Source organism: Pedobacter sp. L105, from assembly GCF_009765875.1.
Taxonomy (GTDB): Bacteria; Bacteroidota; Bacteroidia; order Sphingobacteriales; family Sphingobacteriaceae; genus Pedobacter.
Genome location: NZ_LMUP01000008.1, coordinates 353,269 through 378,155, shown reverse-complemented (window position 1 = coordinate 378,155; position 24,887 = coordinate 353,269). Strand labels below are relative to the sequence as shown.

The window sequence follows — 24,887 nt, the reverse complement described above, 5'->3', positions numbered from 1 at the left end:
CTGCTAATTTACTACTGTTCTTACTAAAGATGGTTAAAATATTATTGGGCTGTTTGTTCTTCTTTGATGGCTAATTGTCCGCATGCGGCATCAATATCTTTGCCCCGGCTGCGCCTGATGTTGGTATTTACGCCCTGGCTCTTCAGGTAATTGGCAAAGGCATCGATCTTATCGCCTTCGGCATTGATAAAGTCTGCAAATTGTATGGGGTTATACTCAATCAGGTTCACCTTACAGGGAACATGTTTACAAAATTTAGCCAGGTCCATTGCATCCTGAATTTCATCATTGAAATTATTAAATACAATATACTCGTAGGTGATTGGATTTTTTGTTTTGGCAAAATAATATTTCAGGGCTTCTGCCAGTGCTTTCAGTGAGTTCTGCTCATTGATAGGCATAATCTCATTTCTTTTTTTGTCGTCTGCAGCATGAAGGGAAAGTGCCAGGTTAAATTTAGCACCATCATCACCCAGTTTCTTGATCATTTTAGAAATCCCCGCGGTAGACACGGTAATTCTTTTATAAGACATGTTTAAGCCATCAGGAGCAGTGATCCGCTCTATGGACTTCATTACATTGGCATAATTTAATAAAGGCTCGCCCATGCCCATATACACAATATTGGTTAGCGGAGAATTGTAATTTTTCTTAGCCTGCTGATCGATTAGTACTACCTGGTCATAAATCTCATCAGCGTTAAGGTTACGTTTCCTGTCCATATAACCTGTTGCACAAAACTTACAGGTTAAACTGCAGCCTACCTGAGAGCTTACACAGGCCGTCATCCTTTCTTCCATGGGAATCAATACCCCTTCTACTAAATTCCCATCATACAGCCTGAAACTGCTCTTGATCGTTTGATCATTACTGAACTGTGAATTATTAACTTCCACCACGTTGATGGCATAATTTTCATCCAGTTTTTTTCTCAGGTCTTTAGACAGATTGCTCATTTCCTCAAATGAACGCGCAGATTTTTCCCATAACCACTGGTAAACCTGTTTAGCCCGGTAAGCGGGTTCATTCATGTCAGTGAAGTGCTGCTGAAGCTGAGGCAGACTCAGTGAGCGGATGTCAGTTTTAGTTATTGTAAGCATTTGATGCAAAGGTACCTAAAAATTGTAAGCTGCCCAATATATATAAGGACTTGACTCACAGATGGCATTATCGTTTCGGACTTTTTGTTTTTCCTGCAGGTGCGCCTGATCTTCCTTTGCTTGGTTTTACGGGTCTTCTGCTGGGACCGTTACTTTTATTCCAGTCGGTTGAAGCGCTGGCAGACTTGAAGGCTGAAGCTGAAGCAGGTCTTTCTGATTTGTCAGATTTTCCTGCCCTTGCCGAAGCTACTCTCGGTTTTCCTTTTGAAGGCCCGGCTGGCCTTGCCCGGGCTGTTTTTTTTGGGGTTACGTTTACCAGGTCGGCATCAGGCTGTTCTTTTACTTTTTTAACCACCCTTTTAGGGGCTAAACTCGCAGCAGAACTTGATTTAGCAACCATATTGTAAATTTCTGTTTGCTCTTCTGGTGTCAGTTCCCTCCATTCACCTACAGGAAGGCCTTTCAGGCTGATATTCATGATACGGATACGCTCCAGCTTGGTTACTTCAAAGCCAAAGTGCTCACACATACGGCGGATTTGTCTGTTCAATCCCTGTATCAGGACGATTTTAAAAACAAAAGGACTTTCTTTCGTTACTTTACACTTTTTGGTCATTACCCCTAAAACAGGTACACCCTTGGCCATATTTGTAATAAACTGTTCGGTCAATGGTTTGTTGACCGTTACCAGGTATTCCTTTTCATGGTTATTACCTGCACGAAGAACCTTATTTACCAGGTCTCCGTTATTGGTCATAAAAATGAGTCCCTGAGAATCTTTGTCGAGTCTTCCGATCGGAAATACACGTTCACTATGGTTTACATAATCAACAATATTACTCTTTACGCCGGCTTCTGTAGTACTGGTAACGCCTACAGGTTTGTTGAAAGCCAGTAAAATAGAATTTTCTACTTCCTTGGGTTCAATGGTTTGTCCGTTTACAGTGACAAGGTCACCAAAAAAAACCTGATCGCCAACTTTAGCCTTTCTACCGTTAATATATACATTCCCCTGCTCAATATATCTATCTGCTGCTCTTCTGGAGCACATGCCACTTTCACTAATGTATTTATTTAAACGGGTAGTAGAATCAGACATATACTAATTAATTAAATTGATTTCTTTTTACAAAGTAATCAATTTATACCCATATATATGCTATGAAATATTATAATAAGGGCTATTTAGATTCGCGAAAATTTAGTTAGGTAATTTTTTTGGCAAAAACGATTCAATTTTACTAAATTTATAAAAAAATAACCAAAGAATATAATATGGCAACTCCTTCTTCTCTGGATGTTATTGATAAAAATATGGTTACCCTGTTTCAGCAGGGGAATGAAGATGATTATTTAAAGCTGTATAATAAATATGCTCCTGCCGTTTTGGGTGTATTAACAAGGACAATAGGTGACCAGAAACTGGCGGAGGACTGTATGCATGAGGCGTTTTTTAAGATATGGTCTGAACGGCTGAATTACGATCCCTCCAAAGAACGTTTATTTACCTGGATGCTGAAAATTGCGAAAACAAGCAAGTTATATGGGGCACTGGCTAAAGAAAAATTTTTGGATGATGAGATACGCGAAGGGTTTGACCTGGTTTATGCCTGTGATCTTAAAAAGTATCTTCAGGAAAAACAACGCACTGAAGGTGAACAATTTGCAGCAGGTGTAGATGTAATACTACGCGAAGCTATACGTTTGATATATTTTGAGTCCTATGGTTTTGCTGCAGCCGCAGAAAAACTGAATATGTCTGTAGAGAATTTGCGTGGGGAAATGGTGAAAACGCTGAAACAGTTGAAAGGATCGGTCCTATCATGACAGTAGCTGAAAAGTTCATCTTATCCGGGATATTGGAAGCTTATGTTAGAGATGAAACTACCAAAGAGGAAAATCAACTGGTGAACTTAACAGCAGAATTGTTTCCTGAAGTTAGAGCAAAAATCAATCAGTTATTTGATGAAATTGAAAACGATGCGCTGAAAAATGCTATTGAACCCAGGAGATCAGGTAAATCACTTTTAATCACTAAAATTGATTATAGGATGCGGAGAATGGCTGGAGAGCCTGTTGCTGTAGTCCCTCTTTTAACTGAATCTTCTACAATAGAAGATTATGCGGAATGGATTGATCGTCCGGATATGGTATTGCCTGAAAATTACGAAGATAATTTTGTGAAAATCATCAGTCATACCCGGGAAATGACAACAATGATCGTTTGGTTAACCGAGCTGGAATCTGAAGTTCATGATGATATACATGAAAGATTCCTGATCCTCGAAGGCAGCTGTACAATTGTTGTTGAAGATGAGGGAATTTATAATTTAAAAAGAGGCGACTACATGGAGATTCCACTACATAAGAATCATGATGTGATCATTACTTCTGCTATACACTGCAAAGCTATCCTGCAAAAGGTAGCCGCGTAATTTACTGCGACATATAAATTGTAATGTCTGCAGCTCATACAGAAAAATAGTTAAGACAATTAACAATTGAAGGGATCAGTAGTATCATGATAAGCTGCGAAGAATATATGGCCTCAGGAATATTGGAAGCTTACGTCAGGGATGAAACAACCGCCGAACAAAATGCGGAAATCAGGCTCATGGCGGATATGTTTTCTAATATCGATAAAAAAATCAGCGATTTATATGATGCGATGGAAAAGGACGCACTTGATCATGCCGGAATACCTGACTCACTTACCGGGCCATTTGTAGTTGCTACGGCAGATTATATAGGCCGGTTAAATAAAGGCGAACCCTTTGTGATGGCGCCTGAATTATCGGCGTCTTCTACCATAACAGAATATCAGGGATTTATTGACAGCATGGCTCCGGTAGCTCATGATGAGGTGGATGAAATCCATGCAAGAATTATCAGCGCCATCCCTGACCGACTGATGACGGCTATTGTGTACCTGAGAAAGATGGCCCCTCAGGAAACGCATGATGATGAATTTGAACGGTTCCTGATCCTGGAAGGTACCTGTACAATTACTATAGAAGATGCTGGGGCCTTTGACCTGGTGCCGGGAAGTTATTTGCAGATACCGCTGCATAAAAAACACCATGTAATCGTTACTTCACTCTTTCCTTGTAAAATCCTTCTCCAACGGGTAAAAGTAGCGGCATAATTCTGCTTTATCTTTTTAAGCTTTGGGCAGAATAACCGTAATTTGTAAATATGAGGTCTTATCTGTCTGCATCCTGGATCTATCCTGTCAGCTCTGCTCCATTAGAAAACGGAGTAATTGCCATCGATACTGATGGTACCATTCTCGAAATACTAACGGCGGCGGCAGCGAAATCAAAAAATATACAAAACATCAGGCAGTATCAGGGCATTCTTATACCTGGCCTGATCAATACACACTGCCACCTGGAGCTTTCTCACCTTTTTGGAAAAATCCCTTTACATACCGGATTATCTGGATTTGTACAGCAGATCATGCAGTTGCGGGCTGCTGATGCTGAAGAAATTGAAGCAGCAATGGAAAAGGCAGATGCCGAGATGTATGAAAATGGTATTGTGGCAACGGGTGATATTTCCAATCAGCTTTCCTCAAGAGGAGTAAAGCTAAAAAGCAGGATGTATTACCATACGTTTGTGGAAACCATGGGTTTTAATCCTGAAAAGGCAGCTGATATCATTAAAAAAGCTGAGGAAACAAGGGATGCTTTTGCACCCTTAAAAGCAACTATTGTTCCCCACGCACCTTATTCTGTATCTGAGCCCCTATTTGATGAGATCTTCAGGACCTCCGGTGCAGAGGGAGAATCAGTTTCTATCCACAACCAGGAAACACCGGATGAAAATGCTTTTTTTGAAAAGAAGGAGGGACATTTTTTGAAGTTATACCAATTCTTAGGTTTGGATATTTCATTCTTTACCGCTAAGGGAAAGAGCTCGCTGCAAAGTTATCTTCCGCTTTTATCTCCTGCTGCCAAAACTTTACTGGTCCACAATACTTTTACCAGCAGGGAAGATCTTGAATTTGCCGCGCAGACGCATCCCAATTTGTACTGGTGTTTATGTCCTAATGCAAACCTGTATATTGAAAACAGGCTGCCGGATGTTGCTTTGTTAAAAAATTCTGGTTTGAAGATTACCCTGGGTACAGACAGTCTGGGCAGCAATCATCAGTTAAGTATATTGGCGGAGATGTTTACCCTGCAGGAGCAGGCAGCAGTTTCTTTTAGTGAATTACTGTTATGGGCAACACTTAACGGAGCGGCTTTTTTGGGGATAAGCTCACAATACGGGAGCCTGGAGAAAGGGAAAAGACCAGGAATCAATTTAATTGAGAAGCTGGATGGTGATCGTTTAACTGCTGAAAGCAGCATTAAGCGTTTAATTTAATGTCATGTCAAACCGTATCACAAGTTTATTTAATATTCAGTACCCAATCATACAGGCAGGGATGGTATGGTGCAGTGGGTGGCGTCTGGCGGCGGCAGTATCTTCTGCAGGAGGCCTCGGTATTATTGGTGCCGGTTCTATGTATCCTGAAGTATTGAGGGAACATATCCGGAAAATAAAAAGTTCTACCACAAAACCTTTCGCGGTAAATGTACCCCTGTTATACGCAGACACAGAAAAAGTGATGCAGCTGCTGGCAGAAGAAGAGGTGAAGATCGTTTTTACCTCTGCTGGGAATCCCGCCCTATGGACAGGCTTTTTGAAAGAAAAAGGTATGACTGTTGTGCATGTGGTTTCGAATACCAAATTTGCTGTCAAAGCAGAAAGCTGTGGTGTTGACGCTGTGGTTGCCGAAGGTTTTGAAGCTGGCGGACACAATGGGAGAGAAGAGACGACTACTTTATGCCTGGTGCCTATGGTGGTGGATGCGGTTAATATTCCGGTAATTGCTGCTGGAGGGATCGCTTCAGGAAGAAGTATGCTGGCTGCTTTTGCCCTGGGAGCGGAAGGTGTGCAGGTAGGATCAGCATTTGCTGTTGCCGAAGAGTCTTCTGCGCATCCTGCATTTAAAGAAAGGATTATTAATGCGGTGGAAGGTGATACCAAACTGAGAATGAAAAAGCTGGTACCCGTAAGGCTGCTGAAAAATTCTTTTGAAGAGGCTATTGCCATGGCAGAAGCTGAAGGTGCCAATCGTACAACATTAAGTGCCTTATTAGGGCATGCAAGAGCAAAATTAGGTATGTTTGAAGGAAATATGGAAGAAGGAGAGCTGGAAATCGGTCAGGTTTCGGCGCTGTTAAAAGAAATTAAACCCGCTGCGGTGATCCTGGAAGAGATCTGGCAGGAATTTTTGCAGGAGAAAAACCGGCTTAAACAGCTCAATTTTTAAATAAAATATAGATGAAGCATATCAATATTAAAATAACAGGGAAAGTACAGGGAGTAGGTTTCAGGTTTACCACAAAAGTAGTGGCAGATCAGATGGGTGTGAGAGGCATGATCAAAAATGAGAAAGACGGCAGCGTATACCTCGAAGCCGAAGCAGATGAAATGCTGCTGGAAGTTTTTTTGGAATGGTGTAATGAAGGACCAGACAGGTCGCAGATAGAAAACGTTGAGGTTACGGAAGCTGAACTGAAAAACTATCGTAATTTTGAAATTATTAAAAAATCGGATTGGAATTAATATCCATTAACCTCATCAAGTGTCAGTTTTAAAAAAATTTATAGGTCAGACGGCAGTATATGGTTTGAGTACCGTATTATCCAGGCTGTTTAATTTTATCTTAACCCCCCTGTTTACAAGTGTATATGTACCGAGTGTGTATGGTATTTTTACCAAACTGTACAGTTATGCTTCCCTGATCAATGCCGTGCTGGCTTTTGGTATGGAGAGTACTTTTTTCAGGTACCTGAACAAACATGAAGATAAAAAGCAGGAGGTATACAACAATTCCTTTATTTGCATCGCCTTTATTGCGGTGCTGTTCCTGATCACAGGTTCTGTATTTGCCAACTCCATTGCCGGCTGGATCAATAATGGGATCAAATTGCAGGTTTCAGATTATCAGCAGTACATCCGTTTTTTCGTATGGATATTATTTATCGACGCGATTTGTGTGATTCCATTTGCTAAGATCCGTGCGGATGAAAAAGCTTTTAAATACAGCCTGATCAAATTTTTAAATATTGGCAGCTTTGTGGGCTTTAACCTGATTTTTATTTATGTGGTTCCGGTAATCATCAGCCACCAGTTGCCCCTAGCCGGATGGTGTGCATCCTGGTATCGGTCAGGATGGGTAGGTTATGTGTTTATTTCCAACCTGATAGCCAGTATCATTACCTTAGCCATGCTGCTCCCGGAATTTTTGCAGATCAGGCTAAAATTTGACAAAGAACTTTTCTTTAAGATGCTTTCTTACAGCTGGCCTATCCTGGTTGCGAATTTGTCATTTATCGTGAACGAGAACCTGGATAAAATTGTACTGAGCCAGCTGCTCCCAAAATCTATCGCTGATGCTCAGGTAGGAATTTATGGGGCTGTTTGCAAGATTGCCATTTTCCTGAGTATCTTCATTACTGCTTTCCGTTTGGGAGCAGAGCCTTTTTTCTTTAGTCATGCCAAACATGCCAATGCGCGGAATACTTATGCCACGATCCTGCATTATTTTGTGATCGCCTTGTCTGTATTGTTCGTGGCACTGGTGGCGAATATCGAAATCCTGAAACATTTTATTAATAGCCACTATTGGATTGGATTGCCTGCAGTTCCCTATCTGCTGTTTGGTTATGTTTGCCTGGGGATTTATATGAACCTTTCTATCTGGTACAGACTGTCAGATCAAACCAAATTCGGACTTTACATTTCTATGGTAGGGGCAGTGATAACCATTGTATTTAATGTTATCCTGATCCCAAAATATAGCTACATGGGTTCTGCATGGGTTTCTATGCTGGCCTATTTTGTGATGATGGTAATTTCCTACATATTGGGACAAAAATATTATCCTATTCCTTATAAATTAAACAGGATACTGCTCTATCTGGTAACTTCTCTAGTGATGGTTGTTTTATCTTTCTGGGTATTTCACAGAAATATTTATATTGGAAATGGATTGCTGCTGTTATTTTTTGCAGGAATATTCGTTATAGAAAAGGATGAAGTAAAAGTGCTTTTGGCAAGAGGTAAATAAAATAAATATATATTACAAAATGAAGATCAATATTATCAACAAATCGGGACTGGCATTGCCGCAATATGAAACGGCCCATGCTGCTGGTATGGACATGAGGGCTTTTATCACTGAAGAACTGGTGATCAAACCTATGCAGCGTATGCTGGTACCTACAGGTTTACATATTGAGCTGCCCGTGGGTTATGAAGCGCAGATCCGTCCGCGCAGCGGGCTGGCCTATAAACATGGAATCAGTATTGTAAATTCACCAGGTACCATTGATGCAGATTACCGCGGGGAGATCAAAGTATTGCTGATCAACCTTTCGGATACGGATTTTGTGGTAAATAATGGCGACAGAATTGCACAGATGGTGATTGCAAAACATGAAACGGTGAGCTGGGAAAGTGTGGAAGAACTGAGTGATACCGTACGTGGCCATGGTGGTTACGGACATACGGGTAAATAAAAATTAACATGAACAGGATCGTTGTTTTATGCTGTATGCTGCTTGCAGGACTGCAATTATCTGCCCAGCAGGTAAAGCTATCCGGTTCAGATAGCGTACTCATTAAACAACTTTTCTTTGCTGGCTTAAAGGATAAGTTAAATGCTAACTATGCCAAAAGCAATGAAAGCTTTAGCCAAATCACTACTATAGACGCAGGAAATGCACCTGCCTGGTATGAAATTGCCCTGCTAAACTTCCGCCAGAATAAAATGCCTGAAGCAGAAGAAGCCATAAAAAAAGCCACTGAGATCGATCCGGATAATTTGTGGTACTGGAAATTACTTGCAGAAGTTTATAAAAGCACCGGAAATATGGATAGCCTTATCCCTATTTTTGATCAGCTGATCCGTTTAGCGCCCGACCAGCAAAACTATTATTTTGATAAGGCAAACGCATTTTCTATCGCAGGAAAAAAGGAAGAGGCTAAGGATGCCTATTCCGTTTTAGAAAAAAAGTTCGGTTCTTCTCCGGCACTAGACAAGGCTATGGGAAGGCTGGACAGCATTGAACATCCTGCCGACGCAATGGCTGTTGCTACTTTGTATATAGCAAAGAAAAACTTTACAGCGGCTGGCACTGTACTGGAAAGTATAGCTAAAACCCATCAGGATGACCCTCTTTTCCTCGCACTTTACGGAGATGTATTGTATGAAAATGGAAATCTTCCCGCTGCGCTGAACAGTTATCAGAAGACCTTAAAAATAAATAGCCAGCTGTATAGTATCTGGGAAAAGGTCCTGAACATTCAAATCTTACTGGGGCAATTTGCAGAAATGGCAGAAACAGGTAAAACGGCATTGTCCTTATACCCTAACCAGGCTATTTTATATTATTATATGGCTTTTGCCCTGCACCGTGAAAATCAGAATAACCTGGCTTTAGCACATATCAAGTCTGCATTGGAGCTCGATGGTGATAACAAAGAATTACAGGCACTGATCTTTGCCCTGCAGGCAGAAATCCTGATTGATGAGCATAAAACCCAGGCTGCAGATGTAGCTTTTGAAAAAGCACTGCAACTGGATCCTCAGAATTACCTGATCATGAACAATTATGCCTATTATCTGGCGTTGAGGAATGTAGATTTAAATAAGGCTGCTTCTTTAATTGATGTTGCTGCCAGAGGTTTACCTGATGATGCTTCTATCGCCGATACGTATGCCCTCATCTTGTTTAAGGGAGGTAAGTATGTGATGGCCAGAACATGGATAGAGAAGGCCTTACAAAACAATGAAGAAGAAAACAGTGTTTATCTGGAGCATTATGGCGATATTCTTTTTTTTATCGGAGATACCGATCAGGCATTGCTGCAGTGGAAGAAATCGAGGGACGCCGGAAATGACTCGGCACTGTTAAAACGAAAAATTAATGAAAAGAAATACTTTAAATAGCCTGCTGGCCCTGGTTCTGCTTACACTGGTGATGGCCTGTAAAACCAAAAAAGCAGTGGTTGCTGTTCCTCCCGTGGCCAAAGTCCCGGTAGTGGTAAATGATAAAAAGGCAGAAAACCTGAAGCTGCTGAAGAGTAAAGACCTTCCTTTTAATACACTTTCGCTAAAAGGTAAGGTAAACGTGGATATGAACGGGAACGCACAGGACGCAAACATTACTATCCGGATCAAGAAAGATGAAAAGATCTGGGTAAGCATTACCGCTTTCGCGGGAATTGAAGTTGCAAGGGCGCTGATCACTCCGGATAGTGTGCTGGTAAGAAATAACATTCAGGCATTAAGCGTTAAAAAACCTTTCAGTTACCTGAATAGTTTTACCAGCAAGCAGGTTACGTTTAAAATGCTGCAATCAGTAATTACTGGAAACACGATTGCTGATTTTACCACCGAACAGGCTGCACTGCATCAAAACGCAGGAATATTTGTGCTGAGTGGCAATAAAGTAGATCTGTCCTATAAGATATTGTTCAATAGTTTGCTTAAATCTTCGGAGGCCGACCTAAATGATCCTAAAGCAGGGCAGGCATTGAAGGTTACCTACTCCGATTATCAGCAGGTTATTGAAGGCCTTTACCCTTCGGTAGTGACTCTCAATTCTATGTCTGGCAAGAAGAAAACCAATCTCACCTTTGATTTTTCAAAAATAGAACGGAATGTTCCGCTTGATTTTCCCTTCACTGTTCCTAAAAGGTTTGAATTAATAAACTAAATTTTTTATACTTTTGATGCAATGAAGTCACACAAATTACTTTTATTTCTTTTGTTAGTTACGTTCGCTTCTGCGGGTTTTGCCCAAAGCAGCTCCCAGCTGAAAAGAAAAAAAGAAGCCCTACAGCGGGAAATTGAACTTTTACAGAAGAATCTGGACAAGGCGTCTCAAAGTAAAAAGCTTACTTTGAGTGAGATACACGCCTTAAGTGCGAAAATTGGGTTAATGCAGAATAAGATCACCGTGATCAATTCTGAAATAAAAAATCTGGATAGTGAAATCCACGAGAATACGAATACCGTACATTCGTTGCAAGGACAGCTTAGCCAGCTTAAAGAAGAATATGCAGCCATGATCAGGTTTGCGCAGCGAAACAGGAACTCATATGATAAAATGATGTTTATTTTTGCCGCCCGCGACTTTAACCAGGCTTATAAAAGAATAAAATATTTACAGGAATTTGGTCAGTACCGTAAAAAACAGGCTGATTATATACAGGGAACAGAAAAAAACCTGAACTATAAAATTGTTGTACTGGACAAGAGTTTAAAAGCTAAGAATGACCTGTTGCGTGAGCAGGAAAATGAACGCACCAAGCTGGCGAAAAATAAAAGCGAGCAGGCCAATGTGCTGAACCAGTTTAGTAAACAGGAAAAGCAATATAGCCATGATATTGCAAAAGGTAAAAAACAGCAGGCTGCTATAGACCGCGAGATTAGAAATGCCATTGCCAGGGAAATTGCCATAGCAAGGAAAAAGGCTGAGGATGAAGCCAGGGCAGCGGCCGCGAAAGCAAGGGCCGATAATAAGCCAGCTCCCGTAGAAAGGGCAAAAACAACAACAAACTACCTGACTTCAACGCCTGAGGCGGCGAAATTGTCTGCCGGGTTTGAAAATAACAGGGGCCGCTTACCGTGGCCGGTAGCACAAGGGTCAATTACAGAAGGCTTTGGAAGGCACACAGAAGGGGAGGCTGGTTATACCAATGATGGGGTAAACATCCTGACCAGTGATGGTGCTTCGGTAAGGGCTGTATTTGGCGGGGAAGTATTATTTGTAAGGGTGATCCAGGGGATCTATGTAGTGGCAATACGCCATGGTGATTATTTCACCATTTATCAGAACCTGAGATCTTCCAGTGTGTCAAAAGGAGAAAAAGTAGAAACCCGCCAGTCTATCGGTACGGTTGCTACCACATCGGACGGTCCTTTACTGCATTTTGAGATCATGAGGGGACAGTCTAAGCTGAATCCGGAAGCTTGGATTGCAAAGTAAATAATTGGATCTAAAATGTTTATATTTGCTAATAAATTTGAATTGATATGAGTACAGGAATAGTATTGGAATTTTTAAATATGGGTGGTTCAGAGATCATGCTGATCCTGGCGGTAGTGCTGCTTTTGTTTGGAGGTAAAAAATTACCTGAACTGGCCAGAGGCCTTGGACAGGGAATCAGAGATTTCAAAGACGCCTCAGAAGGTGTTAAAAGAGAGATTCACCGCAATATCAACGCTGTTGGTTTGGAAGAAGATCCTAATGCACCGGTAGCAGCAGCTGAGGTAAAACCTACTCTGGAAGAGCAAATGTATCCTAAAACAGAAGTTAAAGAACCAATTAACTTAACGAAAGAGGTAGTTGTAGAACACACAGCTGTAGCTGTCCCTGTTGAGCATACTGCTGCAATAATAACTTCAGAAACACCGGAAACGGAAAAAAATAAAATTTAACTAAAAGATTATGTTAAACGCAATTGTATGTGGAGCCTTAGGCACACCAGAGATTCTTATTATTTTAGTGGTTGTTTTATTGCTTTTCGGCGGTAAAAAAATACCTGAACTGATGAAAGGTTTAGGCCAGGGAGTAAAAGAATTTAAAGACGGTAAAGATGGTGCAGATCACGATCAGCGCAAGCCATAGACGGTTTAATCTTGATTTTCTAACCTTTTAATTCCTGTTTGATAGTTTTGAAGAAATATAACTCTTTATCAGAGATACAAGCACTTATCGTAAAAAAACAAATTCTCCTTCCCGATCTTCTTTCCTATTATTTTACGCAGATTGAAAAAAATAAAAACCTCAATGCATTCAATGAGGTTTTTTTTGATTCCGCAAAAAAACAAGCGCTTAAGGTTCAGGATAAGATTGATACAGGTACCGCAGGGAGACTTGCCGGTATGGTGATTGGTATTAAAGATAATATCCTTTACAAGGATCATGCTACCACTGCGTCTTCGAAAATGCTGGAAGGTTTTGTGTCTCCTTATTCTTCTACCGTTACAGAACGTTTGCTTGCTGAAGATGCTATTATCATCGGCAGGTTAAACTGCGATGAATTTGCTATGGGCGGTTCCAATGAAACTTCTTATTACGGACCGGTACGCAATGCTGCGGATACGGAAAGGGTAGCTGGCGGATCGTCTGGCGGTTCTGCTGTGGCAGTTCAGGCAGATCTCTGTTTATCTGCCCTAGGTACGGATACCGGCGGCTCGGTAAGGCAGCCTGCTGCTTTCTGTGGCTGTTTTGGCTTAAAACCTACTTATGGACGTATTTCCCGGTATGGGGTAATTGCCTATGCTTCTTCTTTTGATCAGGTGGGTACGCTGACTTCTTCCGTTAGTGATGCTGCGCTGTTAATGGAAGTGCTGGCGGGTGCTGATGAGCACGACAGTACAGTATCCCGTTTACCCGTTCCCGGATATTTAGCCAAATTAGAAAATACAGGTACAAAGAAAATTGCCGTTTTACGTGAAACACTGGAAAGTGAAGCACTGGATCCGGAAATTAAAAATGCCATTCTTCAGGCAATTGAACAATTTAAAGCACAGGGGCATAGTGTTGATTATGTATCTTTCGATTTGCTGGATTACCTGGTGCCTGCTTATTATGTATTAACTGCTGCTGAGGCTTCTTCTAACCTTTCCAGATATGATGGGGTACATTACGGTTACCGTAACCTTCAGGCAGAAAACCTGAATAACCTGTATAAAAAATCCAGGGCCGAAGGTTTTGGAGAAGAAGTGAAAAGAAGGATCCTGCTGGGTACATTTGTATTGAGCGCAGGTTATTATGACGCTTATTACCAAAAAGCACAACAGGTTAGACGGTTAATCAGAAATAAAATAGAAAAACTTTTTGAAGATTACGATGTGATCCTTACTCCGGTAGCACCCACTCCTGCGTTTAAAATAGGGGAAAATATAGAAGATCCGCTGGTGATGTACATGGCCGATATTTTTACGGTCCTGGCTTCATTAACAGGCGTACCTGCAATTGCATTGCCTTTAGGCAATAATTTGGCTGGATTACCGTTAAGTTTACAATTAATGGCGAAACACTTTGAAGAGGATGTTTTACTTTCCCTGACAAATAGTTTTACGCATATCGCTTCACCTAAGCAAATTATCAATTAATTATTCGTTGCAGATGGCAAACGACAGCCTATGAAAATACACAGACTTATTCTTTCTTATTGCGTGTTTGCATTCTCTGCCCTTACAGGATACGCTCAGCAAAATATAAACAAGCTTGATTCTGTGTCTCCTGTCAGCTTCTTATCAACCCGTTTAGCCAGTGACACTACAGCAGTTCCGCTGGTCATGGAAAATTCCTTATTCTACAATTATAATTTTACCTATAAAAAGCGCCTGGATTCTATTCAGAAACAGATCCCATTGAGTTACAATGAATCCGTACAGCGTTACATCGATATTTATACCGGCAGAAAAGACCAGATGGGTAAAATGCTGGGCCTGTCTGAATATTATTTCCCGATTTTTGAGAACGCGCTAAAGGCTTTTAATGTGCCTATGGAGCTAAAATACCTGCCGATCATAGAATCTTCTATGAACTCGCATGCCATTTCAAGGGTAGGTGCAACGGGCCTATGGCAATTCATGTTCTCCACCGCTAAAGGTTATGGATTGAACATTGATAATTTTGTTGATGAACGTAAAGATCCTATCCAGGCAAGTTATGCGGCTGCGAAATATTTCAAAGATGCCTATGCAGAGCTGGGCGACTGGCTATTAACTATTGCGGCTTACAATTGCGGAACCGGTGCCGTGAACCGTGCCATTATTAAAGCCAATTCAAGGGATTTTTGGGTGTTAAGACAATATTTACCACTCGAAACCCGTAATTACGTGCCTGCATTTATTGCTACGATCTATGTGATGAACTATCCTTCAAAACATCAGATCACGTCGCAGAAATCATTGTTTGCTATCAAAACGGATACCATACAGGTAAACAGGTTTGTTTCACTTACTGAACTGGCACAAGCCCTTACCATGAACGAAGAAGACCTTTGTACGTTAAATCCTTCTTACAAGAAAAAGATTGTTAACGGATCTCCGGAAGCACCTAAACGGATTATTATGCCTAGTGTAAGCATTGCCAGCTTTGCCAATATCTATGAGGTACTCAATACCCATGAGGTAAATATGGACACGCAGATCATACAGGCGTCTAATGATGACAGAAGGTTACATAAAAGACACGCTGAGCTGTCCGAACGCAAATCTTCCCTAGCTTATCATAAAGTAAAAGCAGGACAGAACCTGACTGCTATTGCGGATGAATACCATGTTGAAGTACAAGACTTAAAAGTGTGGAACAAATTGAAAGGGAATAGTATTGTTCCGGGACAAAAATTAATTGTTTCTAAAACACAGGGACTCAGTAAACATGGAGACGCCCATTCAGGAAAGAAATATATGTCTTACCGGAGCAATGAAAAGTCTGACTCACAGACTTCAGGAAGGTTATAATTAAGATTCTGTTCTTTTTGTTCATTTCTTGCCGGCAGGTTTTTTTGCTGAAATATTTCCCCATATTCGTTAAAGTATCATAGCTGTAAATACTGTTTTATGCTGTATTTGTATTTAGGTACTTTAACCAAACTATCTATTCTTTAATCTGAGCTAATGCTATGAAATTCATAACCTTCTTGTGCGTCCACTTTGTGGGTATCTCCGGAAAAATATTAGCTGTTTCATCAGATGTAATCCGATTTATATTCAAATTTAACATTCAGTCAAGGTCTAATTTATATTCAGATTTTAACTTTGAGTGGAATAATGTTTTCTTATGCAGGATGGAATGAAATTCAATGGAAATATTGTCTGGAATGGGTTCGGGAATTATAGTTTGGTGGTGCTTTACAGTGCGTTTAAGGATAAATGTTAGGTCATTAAAAGGTAAATTCCTTTTAGTAGATTAGCGCAAAATTGGAGATAATTTTGGGCGTAATGATTAAAAATTATAAATATGTATGATTATATAGATGGCAGGCTAACCTTTAAATGTCCTGCTTATATCGTGGTTGAGGCTGGTGGAATAGGATATCATATCAATATCTCCCTGAATACCTATAGTGGCCTGGGCGATAAAGAACGCTGCAAAATATATGTATGGCTGCATGTAAAAGAAGATGCACATACCCTGTACGGGTTTATGGATGAAGGAGAGCGAAGATTGTTTCTGCACCTGATATCGGTTTCGGGTATTGGTCCTAATACAGGACGTATGATGCTCTCTTCTATTACACCATCAGAAATTCAAACTGCCATTGTAAATGCAGACCTGCCCCTGATCCAGCGGATTAAAGGGATAGGCGTGAAGTCGGCACAACGCCTGGTGTTAGAACTGCAGGATAAGTTAAAAAAAGAAGGTACAGGATCATTAATTGCTGCCCCGCTAAACAATACGGTTAGAGAGGAAGCTTTATCTGCATTGATGATGCTTGGATTTGCAAAACTACCTGCCGAAAAGTCAATAGACAATGCGGTGAAAAGTGGCGGGGTGGATTTGACAGTGGAACAGATGATTAAAATTGCTTTAAAAAATTTATAAAAAAGAACCGTTAAAATATCACCCATAATTTTCCGCCTTTGAGAAAGACTTTTACCCTAATCCTCTTCTTGATCTTTTTCTTGTGCGGGAACCGGGCTTTCTCACAGGTTAGCCGGGTGAACCTTTTGGATACAACCAGGAATAACTTTGGGCTAAAAGAAAAGTCTATTTTAGGTATCCGGCAGCCTTTTGATTCGTTTAACCCGCTGCCGGATAACTTTAAAAGGGAAGTGGAATATGATGCGGTAAACAAACGTTACATCATCAGGGAAAGGATCGGCGGCCGGTTTTTTAGTGCCCCTCAGTACCTGACCATCGAAGAATACCAGCGTTTAATTAATAGTGAGATCAAGCGCGACAACTGGCGGGTAATCTCCAATGCCGAAACAGAGGAAATACGGAACACAGGGATTATTCCAAGTCTGGAGGTCAACAACAGATCATTTGAAAAGCTTTTTGGGGGTAATCAGATCAATATACAGCCCCGCGGTGAAGCAGAGCTGACTTTGCTGGGACGTATCAACACGAATGAAAATCCTTTGTTCAATGAACAGCAAAGATCACAGAGTAATTTCGACTTTAACCAGCGTATCCAGATGGATGTGGTGGGTGACGTAGGAACCAAGCTGAAGATCAACATGAATTATAATACTGAAGCGCAATTTGATTTTGAGAATCAGGTGAAGCTCGATTATACAGGTGGTGAGGATGACATCATCAAGAAGTTAGAGGTAGGAAATGTGAGTATGCCTTTGAACACTACGCTGATTCAGGGTACCCAGGCATTGTTTGGGGTTAAAACACAAATGCAGTTTGGGAAACTAAACGTCACCACTATTATTTCCCAACAGAAGTCGCAAACCAAAGAGCTGAAGATCAATAATGGTGCGCAACAAAATGAATACCGCTTTGGCGGCGATAATTATGAAGCCAACAAACATTACTTTTTAGCCAGGTATTTCAGGGATAACTACAATAAGAACCTGGCGAATCCCCCAACTGTTCTTTCCGGAATTAACATCACGAAAGTGGAGGTATGGATCACCAACAAAACAGGTAGCACTACAGATGCCAGGGATGTTTTAGGATTGATCGATCTGGGAGAGAATATCCCATATAATACGGCGCAGGTAACGGGCGGGGCGGGTTATGCAGCTTTGCCTTCAGGTTTTGTATTGCGCGGAAGCAAACAGTCCAATAATTTACTGGCCAAACTGCCTGCAGGGGCCAGGCTAACCAATTCAAACGATGTAATTTCCTATTTCCAGGCTAACGGGTCGACAGATAATTTTGCCAAGCTTACCTATGCCCGTAAATTAACCGACAAAGAATATTCCTATCATTCCCAGCTGGGTTATATTTCCTTAAATAATGCACTGAACTCGGATGAAGTACTGGCTGTTGCTTATCAGTATACTTATAATGGGGTGCAGTATCAGGTTGGAGAGTTCTCTACGGATATCAATTTTGATCCCAATACGCCTAAAGTTTTATTTGTAAAACTGCTGAAAAACGAAACGATTAAAACAAACCTGCCTACCTGGAACCTGATGATGAAAAACATCTATTCCATTGGCGGTTACCAGATCAGCCCGCAGAATTTCAAACTGGATATCACCAGGCTGGATAATGAAACCGGTACGGAGTCTCCAGTGATGAATGAAGGTTTAAAAACCAGCAATAAACTGTGGATCAATCTTACCGGGCTCGACAGGTTAAACCCGCAGAATGAAAAGAAACCTGATGGTATATTTGATTATGAGGCGGAGGACAAACCTTTTTCAGGAACCACCACTACGGCCGCGGCTTCAGCAATAGGGAGCATTGGAGCTGCTGCAAATAGTATCACCGCTGCCGGTCTGATTTCAAACAGCAATACTGGATATATTACCATAGATCCGCTCAACGGGCGTATCATTTTTCCGGTAGTAGAGCCTTTTGGTAAAGACCTTGCTGCCCAATTTAATACCAGTGAACAGGCCTTGATTGATAAATATACTTTCACTGCACTCTACGATTCTACCAAGGTAATTGCCCAGCAGCTTTTTTTAAAGCAGAACAGGTATATCATCAAAGGTACTTACCAATCTAATGTCTCCTCTGTATTCAGCTTAAATTCCATTAATGTCCCGCAGGGATCTGTAAAAGTATTTTCGGGAACTATTCCTTTACAGGAGGGGGTAGACTTTACTGTAGATTACCAGGGCGGTAGGGTAACGATCATCAATACAGGCATACTGATTTCAGGTCAGCCGATACGGATCACCACGGAAGATAGTGAGATGTTTGGTTTACAGCAGAAGTCGTTGTTTGGTACGCGACTGGATTACCGGGTGAGTAATAAACTGAGTTTGGGGGGAACCTTTTTAAATCTTTCAGAAAAACCACTGACCACTAAAGTGAATATTGGGGATGAACCGGTAAACAATAGTATCTGGGGATTGGATATGAATTACAATTCGCCTTCCAGGTTTTTAACCAAGATGGTAGATAAGCTGCCCTTTATCTCTACCAAAGCTCCTTCAAAGGTTACTTTTGCAGCAGAATTTGCCAAGCTTATTCCAGGTCATTCCAGTGCGATCAATAGTGAAGGCGACAAAGGGGGCGTAAGTTATCTGGATGATTTTGAGTCTGCCAGTGCAGTGATCGATTTGAAGAGTTCCATAGCATGGCAATTGTCTGCCACACCTCAGTTTTTTAGTGAATCACAATTGATTGATAACCTGGCTTACGGTTATAACCGGGCAAAAATTGCTTTTTATAATATCGATCCTACATTTTACGATAAGACTTCGTCGGCTTTTCCGTCCAGTCTGCGTAATAACAGAAGTGAGTTGTCTAACCACTATGTTAGGGAAATCATTACGCAGGAAGTTTTTCCTTTACAGCAAACGCCCGCAGGACAAGCCGTAGCTTTACCTACCTTAAACGTGGCTTTTTATCCAACCATAAGAGGGCCTTATAATTATGCAACTACTGGTTTCGGCTCCAATGGTGAGCTGCAAAATCCAAAATCCCGCTGGGGAGGTATCTTCAGAAAGATTGACACCAATGATTTTGAAGCCCTGAATATCGAGTATATAGAACTATGGGTGATGGACCCTTATATCTATAAGCCTAATTCTGCAGGAGGAGATCTGTATTTTAACCTTGGAAACCTTTCTGAAGATATCTTACGGGATGGAAGGAAATCCCTGGAAAATGGCTTGCCTGCAACGGAAGACCCGACGCAATATGATGAAACCAACTGGGGCAGGGTACCCAAATTACAACCAGTAGTACAGGCTTTTGACAATGACCCATCAGCAAGACAAGCACAGGATGTAGGTTTGGATGGTTTATCCGATGCAGATGAACGCAGAAAGTTTGCTCCGGTAGTTAACCAGATCAAAGGACAGTTAAATTCAACAGCGGCAAGCCAATTGGTAAATGACCCAAGTTCTGATGACTATACTTATTACAGGGGGCCAGAATTGGATCAGGCTAATGCAGGTATCTTAAAAAGATATGAGAACTATAATGGAACAGAAGGAAACTCAAAAACCTCTCAGCAGTCTACCGCAGCGATTGGGATAGATAATTCTGCTTCTACCTCCCTGCCGGATGGTGAAGATGTGAACAGGGATAATAACATGACGCAGTCTGATGAATATTTTCAATATAAAGTATCCATGCGTAAGGCCGATTTGCAGATCGGGAAAAATTATGTGACAGATGCCGTTACCACCCAGGTTAAACTTGCAAATGGTCAGACTGCACCGGTTACCTGGTACCAGATCCGTATTCCATTATCAGATTATCAGCAAAAAGTTGGGGATATCCAGGATTTTAAATCTATCCGCTTTTTAAGGATGTTCCTAACCAATTATGCAGATACCACCGTACTGAGGTTTGGTAAAATTCAGCTGGTAAGGGGAGAGTGGAGAAAATATAATACAGATAATATAGGCACACAAGTTATTACCGACCCGGCACTGGTAACGGTTACTCCGGATAATTCCACTATTGACATCAGTACAGTAAGTGTTAATGAAAATGGTCAGCGTTCTCCTATTCCTTATGTGGTGCCGCCGGGAATTGTACAGGATGTAGATTATACGAACTATAAAACAGATACTAAATTAAATGAGCAGTCGCTGGCACTGACCATTAATTCCTTAAGGGATGGATATGGCCGTGCTGCTTTTAAGACTACCTTAAGTGATTTCAGGTCCTATAAAAGATTAAAAATGTTTGTCCACCTGGAAGCATTGCCAACAGCTACGCTGGCCAATGGCGACCTGACCGCCTTTATCAGGGTGGGGGCCGATTACCAGGATAATTATTACGAATATTCACAGCCCTTAACCGTTACGCTGCCCAACACCAAAGATCCCAATAAGATCTGGCCGGAAGCCAATGTGATCGATGTGCAGCTGGAGCTTTTCCAGAATGCCAAGCTGGCCAGAAATAAAGCCCGTGGGGCAAATGGATTGGCCTGGGACATAACCAAGCCTTATACTTATGTACAGGATGGCAAAACCATAACCATTAAGGGGCAGCCGGATATGAGCCAGATAAAGGTTTATATGCTGGGAATAAAAAATCCTTTAAAAACTACCGCTACGCAGAATGACGATGGCTTGCAGAAAAGTGCGATTGTTTGGTTTGATGAGTTGAGGCTGACTGAATACGATGAAAAAGGCGGATGGGCGGCTACTGCAAGGATGAACGCACAACTTGCCGACCTGGGAGAGGTAAATGTTTCGGGCAGTAAATCTACCATTGGTTTTGGTGCGCTGGACAGTAAAGTAAGCGACCGCTCCAGGGACGATAATACCCTTTTTGATATTTCTACGAACTTGGAACTGGGAAAATTCTTTCCTAAAAAATCGGGTTTAAGAATACCGATGTATATCAGTTATTCAAGCCAGGTAAGCACACCGGAGTATGACCCGATGATGCCTGATATTGAACTGAAAACAGTGCTCGCTGCTGCAGAAACAAAAACGGAGAAAAAGGAAATTCTGAACTATGCGCAGGATGTGACCACACGTAACAGTATTAATTTTACCAATGTGCACAAAGAACGCACAGACCCTTCTCAAAAGGCTGAAGTGTGGGACATAGAGAACTGGAGTGCAACTTATGCCTACACCAGTTACCTGCACCACGATTTTATCAATCAGAGCACTATCCAGAAAACGTGGCACGGCTCTCTTGCCTATAGTTTTTCTTCCCCGCCAAAGAATTACCGGCCATTTGATAAATTGATTAAATCTAACCTGCTGACGATATTAAAGGATATTAATTTTAGCCTGATGCCAACTGCCATTAACTTCAGGATGGATGTAGACCGCTTAAGCTCTGAAAACAGCCTTAGAAATCCGGATCCCGAAAATAATACCCCAATTAATACTACTTATAGTAAAAACTTCCTGATCACCAGGGTATATGGGTTATCCTGGAACCTGACTAAGTCTATGACCATAGATTTTGATGCCACCAACTATTCGATCGTGGATGAGCCGCAGGGAGGACAGTTGAATCCGCTGCAGCGCGATACTTTATGGCAAAATTTAAAGCGCCTGGGACGTACCACAGATTATAACCATAACCTGAACATTACCTATAACCTGCCCATCAATAAAATTCCGGGGCTGGACTGGGTAAATGTGGCTACCCGCTACGGAACAAACTTTGACTGGCAAACGGAACCACTTTCTACCCTGCTGGACCCCACTATTAACCTGGGTAATACCATTCAGAACTCAAGAACCATTCAGGTGAATCCAACCCTGAATTTTAATGGACTGTACAATAAATTTGATGCTTTAAGAGACATAAAAAATGACAATAGCGGATCAGGTATCCTGCTGAACCTGTTGACAAGTATTAAAAATATCAACGTAGCCTATACGCAAACCAAAGGTATTTACCTGCCAGGTTACCTGCCAACCACCAGTTATCTGGGGATTAATAGTGCCAATGGCGCTCCGGGACTGGGTTTTGTTTTTGGAAGCCAGGCCGATATCAGGCAGGATGCCATCAATCATGGATGGATTACTACCGATACGCTGCAAACCCAGCTGTATGTGAACACCCTGAAAGAAGATTTAAGCTTTACCAGTGTGCTGGAGCCTTTTAAAGATTTCAGGATCACCTTAACAGCAAATAAGAATAAAACCACTAATTATTCTACCAATTTCAGGTATGATAACAACAGCCGTTCTTTCGTTAACCTGAGTCCTTCCACTACCGGTGATTATAGTATTTCCTATATCACCATTGGTACTGCATTTTCAGACAAATCGGGTGCTACGGTATCCAAGTTGTTCAATAAATTTATGGCTAACCGGGAAATTATCTCTCAGCGCCTGGGCGCTGGTAACGTAAATTCCAAAGGGGTTAAAGATGGTTATGCTGATGGTTATAACCAAAATTCACAGGACGTGATCATCTCTGCTTTTATGGCTGCCTATTCTGGGAAAAATGCTTCCACCATCAGCCTGAATGCTTTCCCGAAAATCCCTTTGCCTAACTGGCGGATCAATTACGGGGGACTGGGCAGACTAAGTTTCCTGGAAGATAATTTTAGTTCCATTGACCTGAGACATTCTTACCGGTCTATTTATAGTATTAACGGCTTTAATTCACAGCTGGGTTATCAGGAAACGGATGGTGCAGTAAGTGCCAGGGATGATAACCAGAATTTCCTTCCTTTTTATCAATACACACAGGTAACTATAGCTGAGCAGTTTGCCCCGCTGATTGGTATTGATACCCGACTAAAAAACAATGTGACACTAAATATGGAACTGGATAAAACACGGCTGCTGGGTTTAAGCCTTGCCAATAGCCAGCTGGCCCAGTTGACAGAGAATAACCTGATCTTTGGAATAGGCTACCGTACAGCGAAATTCAGGTTCCCTTTTGGCTTGTTCAAGCAAGTGAAAATGGATAACAACATGGATTTTAAACTGGATGTTGCGGTAAGGGATAATGAAACGGTGATCTACAGAGCGGATGTGGCCGAAGCCGAGATTTCCTCAGGCGCTAAAAACATTACTTATCGTCCGAGTGTTAATTACGTGCTCAACAAACGGTTTAATCTGAAGATATTCTATGATGCGAATATTACTAAACCTTATACCTCGCAGACCTATACCACGTCGTTCAGCAACTTTGGCTTTAGTTTAAGGATTACCTTCAATTAGGCTTGCTATAAAATATTTAATAATTACCTTTGACATCTAAAATCGAATAAGAAAATGAATTTTCCATCAGAACTAAAGTACACTAAAGACCACGAATGGGTTAAAGTTGAAGGTAATGAAGCCTATATTGGTATAACTGATTTTGCACAACGCGAACTGGGTGATATTGTATATATTGATATTAATACTGTAGGTGAAGAAGTAACTAAAGATAATGTTTTTGGTACTGTTGAAGCGGTTAAAACTGTTTCAGATTTATATATGCCTTTAACTGCGACTGTATTAGAAATTAATGCAGCTTTGAATGATAATCCTGAACTGGTTAACTCTGACGCTTATGGAAAAGGCTGGATGGTTAAAGTTACCATTAGCGATGCAGCTCAAATTGATGAATTACTAGACGCAGCAGCTTACCAGGCTTTAGTAGGCGCATAATTGAATGGATATAATTAAATCTCAGGTCTGGTCTTTTTTATGGACCATCTTCATTTTGATCCTTTGTACTGCGAGAATGCCGGATGTGAGCGGTTCTCCCGGGTTTTTCTTTCAGGGCTTTGATAAAATGGTGCATATGGGATTTTTCTATATCCTTACTACATTTATTTTTTTTGGCAGGATACAAAGACAAGGAAATTACAGCTTTAAAGCACTGACCATTTTTAAAATTATTCTGGTCACTTTTTGTCTGGGTGGCGGAATTGAACTCATCCAAAAGTTCTTTTTCCCTTACCGCTCGGCAGAATGGTGGGACTTGGGTGCAGACATGATCGGCGTGATGATGTGCGTTTGCAATTATGTACTTTTACATAAATCCAACTATAATGAAACTAAAAGTTAGTATACTCTTCCTGCTTTTTGCAGGGCTGATGAGTGGCTGTGGTATATTCAGACGCGGATGTCATTGCCCTCATGTAAGTTATAATACTTATCCTCAACATCATATCAGCAGAAATTCTTAG

21 protein-coding genes are annotated in these 24,887 nt (G+C 41.2%); 19 read left to right on the top strand and 2 right to left on the bottom strand.

The features are described 5' to 3' along the window. Nucleotides 1-41 precede the first annotated feature (41 nt). Nucleotides 42-1,100 (bottom strand): 23S rRNA (adenine(2503)-C(2))-methyltransferase RlmN, encoded by a 1,059-nt coding sequence (gene rlmN, locus GSQ84_RS16855; protein WP_158798436.1) that lies wholly within the window; start codon nt 1,098-1,100, stop codon nt 42-44. 67 nt (nt 1,101-1,167) lie between these two features. Continuing rightward, a complete protein-coding gene (gene rluF, locus GSQ84_RS16850) occupies nt 1,168-2,199 on the bottom strand; it encodes a 23S rRNA pseudouridine(2604) synthase RluF (protein ID WP_158798435.1) in 1,032 nt (343 codons plus the stop codon). Nucleotides 2,200-2,375: 176 nt separating this feature from the next. On the opposite strand from rluF, the gene GSQ84_RS16845 reads away from it, so the two are divergent. The 19 genes from GSQ84_RS16845 to GSQ84_RS16755 all read left to right on the top strand — a co-directional run bounded on the left by GSQ84_RS16845 (nt 2,376) and on the right by GSQ84_RS16755 (nt 24,766). After that, nucleotides 2,376-2,927: an RNA polymerase sigma factor gene (locus tag GSQ84_RS16845; RefSeq protein ID WP_158798434.1), complete on the top strand. Its 552-nt coding sequence runs from the start codon at nt 2,376-2,378 to the stop codon at nt 2,925-2,927. After that, entirely contained in the window at nt 2,924-3,535 is a 612-nt protein-coding gene (locus GSQ84_RS16840; protein WP_158798433.1) for a hypothetical protein, read from the top strand. The genes GSQ84_RS16845 and GSQ84_RS16840 overlap by 4 nt, the downstream gene beginning before the upstream one ends. A 107-nt stretch (nt 3,536-3,642) precedes the next feature. Further along, nucleotides 3,643-4,245, top strand: a complete 603-nt coding sequence (locus GSQ84_RS16835) for a cupin domain-containing protein (protein ID WP_216848950.1) — start codon at nt 3,643-3,645, stop codon at nt 4,243-4,245. Nucleotides 4,246-4,295: 50 nt separating this feature from the next. Beyond that, on the top strand, nt 4,296-5,471 hold the full coding sequence (locus tag GSQ84_RS16830) for an amidohydrolase family protein (RefSeq protein WP_158798431.1): 1,176 nt from the start codon (nt 4,296-4,298) through the stop codon (nt 5,469-5,471). 4 nt (nt 5,472-5,475) lie between these two features. Further along, nucleotides 5,476-6,423, top strand: coding sequence for a nitronate monooxygenase family protein (locus GSQ84_RS16825; RefSeq protein WP_158798430.1), 948 nt, complete (start codon nt 5,476-5,478; stop codon nt 6,421-6,423). Between the two features lie 11 nt (nt 6,424-6,434). Beyond that, nucleotides 6,435-6,719 carry an acylphosphatase gene (locus GSQ84_RS16820; protein ID WP_158798429.1) on the top strand — a complete coding sequence of 95 codons (285 nt, stop codon included), beginning with the start codon at nt 6,435-6,437 and terminating at the stop codon, nt 6,717-6,719. Nucleotides 6,720-6,738: 19 nt separating this feature from the next. Beyond that, nucleotides 6,739-8,226, top strand: a complete 1,488-nt coding sequence (locus GSQ84_RS16815; RefSeq protein ID WP_158798428.1) for a polysaccharide biosynthesis C-terminal domain-containing protein — start codon at nt 6,739-6,741, stop codon at nt 8,224-8,226. A gap of 19 nt (nt 8,227-8,245) precedes the next feature. After that, nucleotides 8,246-8,677, top strand: coding sequence for a dUTP diphosphatase (gene dut / locus GSQ84_RS16810; protein WP_158798427.1), 432 nt, complete (start codon nt 8,246-8,248; stop codon nt 8,675-8,677). An 8-nt stretch (nt 8,678-8,685) separates the two neighbouring features. After that, a complete protein-coding gene (locus GSQ84_RS16805; protein WP_158798426.1) occupies nt 8,686-10,110 on the top strand; it encodes a tetratricopeptide repeat protein in 1,425 nt (474 codons plus the stop codon). Next, entirely contained in the window at nt 10,088-10,879 is a 792-nt protein-coding gene (locus tag GSQ84_RS16800; protein WP_158798425.1) for a DUF4292 domain-containing protein, read from the top strand. The genes GSQ84_RS16805 and GSQ84_RS16800 overlap by 23 nt, the downstream gene beginning before the upstream one ends. 21 nt (nt 10,880-10,900) lie before the next feature. After that, nucleotides 10,901-12,154, top strand: a complete 1,254-nt coding sequence (locus tag GSQ84_RS16795; protein WP_158798424.1) for a murein hydrolase activator EnvC — start codon at nt 10,901-10,903, stop codon at nt 12,152-12,154. 47 nt (nt 12,155-12,201) lie between these two features. Next, on the top strand, nt 12,202-12,606 hold the full coding sequence (locus GSQ84_RS28080) for a twin-arginine translocase TatA/TatE family subunit (RefSeq protein WP_254070891.1): 405 nt from the start codon (nt 12,202-12,204) through the stop codon (nt 12,604-12,606). A gap of 10 nt (nt 12,607-12,616) precedes the next feature. Next, the gene (locus GSQ84_RS16785; protein ID WP_158798423.1) at nt 12,617-12,796 is read left to right on the top strand and encodes a twin-arginine translocase TatA/TatE family subunit; all 180 of its coding nucleotides are present in this window, start codon (nt 12,617-12,619) and stop codon (nt 12,794-12,796) included. A gap of 47 nt (nt 12,797-12,843) precedes the next feature. Then, on the top strand, nt 12,844-14,289 hold the full coding sequence (gatA, locus tag GSQ84_RS16780) for an Asp-tRNA(Asn)/Glu-tRNA(Gln) amidotransferase subunit GatA (protein ID WP_158798422.1): 1,446 nt from the start codon (nt 12,844-12,846) through the stop codon (nt 14,287-14,289). 30 nt (nt 14,290-14,319) lie between these two features. Beyond that, nucleotides 14,320-15,648 carry a lytic transglycosylase domain-containing protein gene (locus GSQ84_RS16775; RefSeq protein ID WP_158798421.1) on the top strand — a complete coding sequence of 443 codons (1,329 nt, stop codon included), beginning with the start codon at nt 14,320-14,322 and terminating at the stop codon, nt 15,646-15,648. 499 nt (nt 15,649-16,147) lie between these two features. Beyond that, nucleotides 16,148-16,732, top strand: coding sequence for a Holliday junction branch migration protein RuvA (gene ruvA, locus GSQ84_RS16770; protein ID WP_158798420.1), 585 nt, complete (start codon nt 16,148-16,150; stop codon nt 16,730-16,732). Nucleotides 16,733-16,770: 38 nt separating this feature from the next. After that, a complete protein-coding gene (sprA, locus tag GSQ84_RS16765; protein WP_158798419.1) occupies nt 16,771-23,928 on the top strand; it encodes a cell surface protein SprA in 7,158 nt (2,385 codons plus the stop codon). A 54-nt stretch (nt 23,929-23,982) separates the two neighbouring features. Continuing rightward, nucleotides 23,983-24,363: a glycine cleavage system protein GcvH gene (gcvH, locus tag GSQ84_RS16760; RefSeq protein WP_158798418.1), complete on the top strand. Its 381-nt coding sequence runs from the start codon at nt 23,983-23,985 to the stop codon at nt 24,361-24,363. Between the two features lie 4 nt (nt 24,364-24,367). Next, nucleotides 24,368-24,766 (top strand): VanZ family protein, encoded by a 399-nt coding sequence (locus tag GSQ84_RS16755; protein ID WP_158798417.1) that lies wholly within the window; start codon nt 24,368-24,370, stop codon nt 24,764-24,766. The last annotated feature ends 121 nt before the right edge of the window (nt 24,767-24,887 follow it).

Coding starts and splice junctions, on each gene's coding strand:
- GSQ84_RS16800 (WP_158798425.1), top strand. CDS start 10,088: ATGAAAAGAAATACTTTAAATAGCCTGCTGGCCCTGGTTCTGCTTACA.
- rlmN (WP_158798436.1), bottom strand. CDS start 1,100: ATGCTTACAATAACTAAAACTGACATCCGCTCACTGAGTCTGCCTCAG.
- GSQ84_RS16845 (WP_158798434.1), top strand. CDS start 2,376: ATGGCAACTCCTTCTTCTCTGGATGTTATTGATAAAAATATGGTTACC.
- GSQ84_RS16805 (WP_158798426.1), top strand. CDS start 8,686: ATGAACAGGATCGTTGTTTTATGCTGTATGCTGCTTGCAGGACTGCAA.
- GSQ84_RS16755 (WP_158798417.1), top strand. CDS start 24,368: ATGGATATAATTAAATCTCAGGTCTGGTCTTTTTTATGGACCATCTTC.
- gcvH (WP_158798418.1), top strand. CDS start 23,983: ATGAATTTTCCATCAGAACTAAAGTACACTAAAGACCACGAATGGGTT.
- GSQ84_RS16785 (WP_158798423.1), top strand. CDS start 12,617: ATGTTAAACGCAATTGTATGTGGAGCCTTAGGCACACCAGAGATTCTT.
- GSQ84_RS28080 (WP_254070891.1), top strand. CDS start 12,202: ATGAGTACAGGAATAGTATTGGAATTTTTAAATATGGGTGGTTCAGAG.
- rluF (WP_158798435.1), bottom strand. CDS start 2,199: ATGTCTGATTCTACTACCCGTTTAAATAAATACATTAGTGAAAGTGGC.
- ruvA (WP_158798420.1), top strand. CDS start 16,148: ATGTATGATTATATAGATGGCAGGCTAACCTTTAAATGTCCTGCTTAT.
- GSQ84_RS16835 (WP_216848950.1), top strand. CDS start 3,643: ATGGCCTCAGGAATATTGGAAGCTTACGTCAGGGATGAAACAACCGCC.
- GSQ84_RS16840 (WP_158798433.1), top strand. CDS start 2,924: ATGACAGTAGCTGAAAAGTTCATCTTATCCGGGATATTGGAAGCTTAT.
- GSQ84_RS16795 (WP_158798424.1), top strand. CDS start 10,901: ATGAAGTCACACAAATTACTTTTATTTCTTTTGTTAGTTACGTTCGCT.
- GSQ84_RS16820 (WP_158798429.1), top strand. CDS start 6,435: ATGAAGCATATCAATATTAAAATAACAGGGAAAGTACAGGGAGTAGGT.
- GSQ84_RS16830 (WP_158798431.1), top strand. CDS start 4,296: ATGAGGTCTTATCTGTCTGCATCCTGGATCTATCCTGTCAGCTCTGCT.
- GSQ84_RS16775 (WP_158798421.1), top strand. CDS start 14,320: ATGAAAATACACAGACTTATTCTTTCTTATTGCGTGTTTGCATTCTCT.
- dut (WP_158798427.1), top strand. CDS start 8,246: ATGAAGATCAATATTATCAACAAATCGGGACTGGCATTGCCGCAATAT.
- GSQ84_RS16825 (WP_158798430.1), top strand. CDS start 5,476: ATGTCAAACCGTATCACAAGTTTATTTAATATTCAGTACCCAATCATA.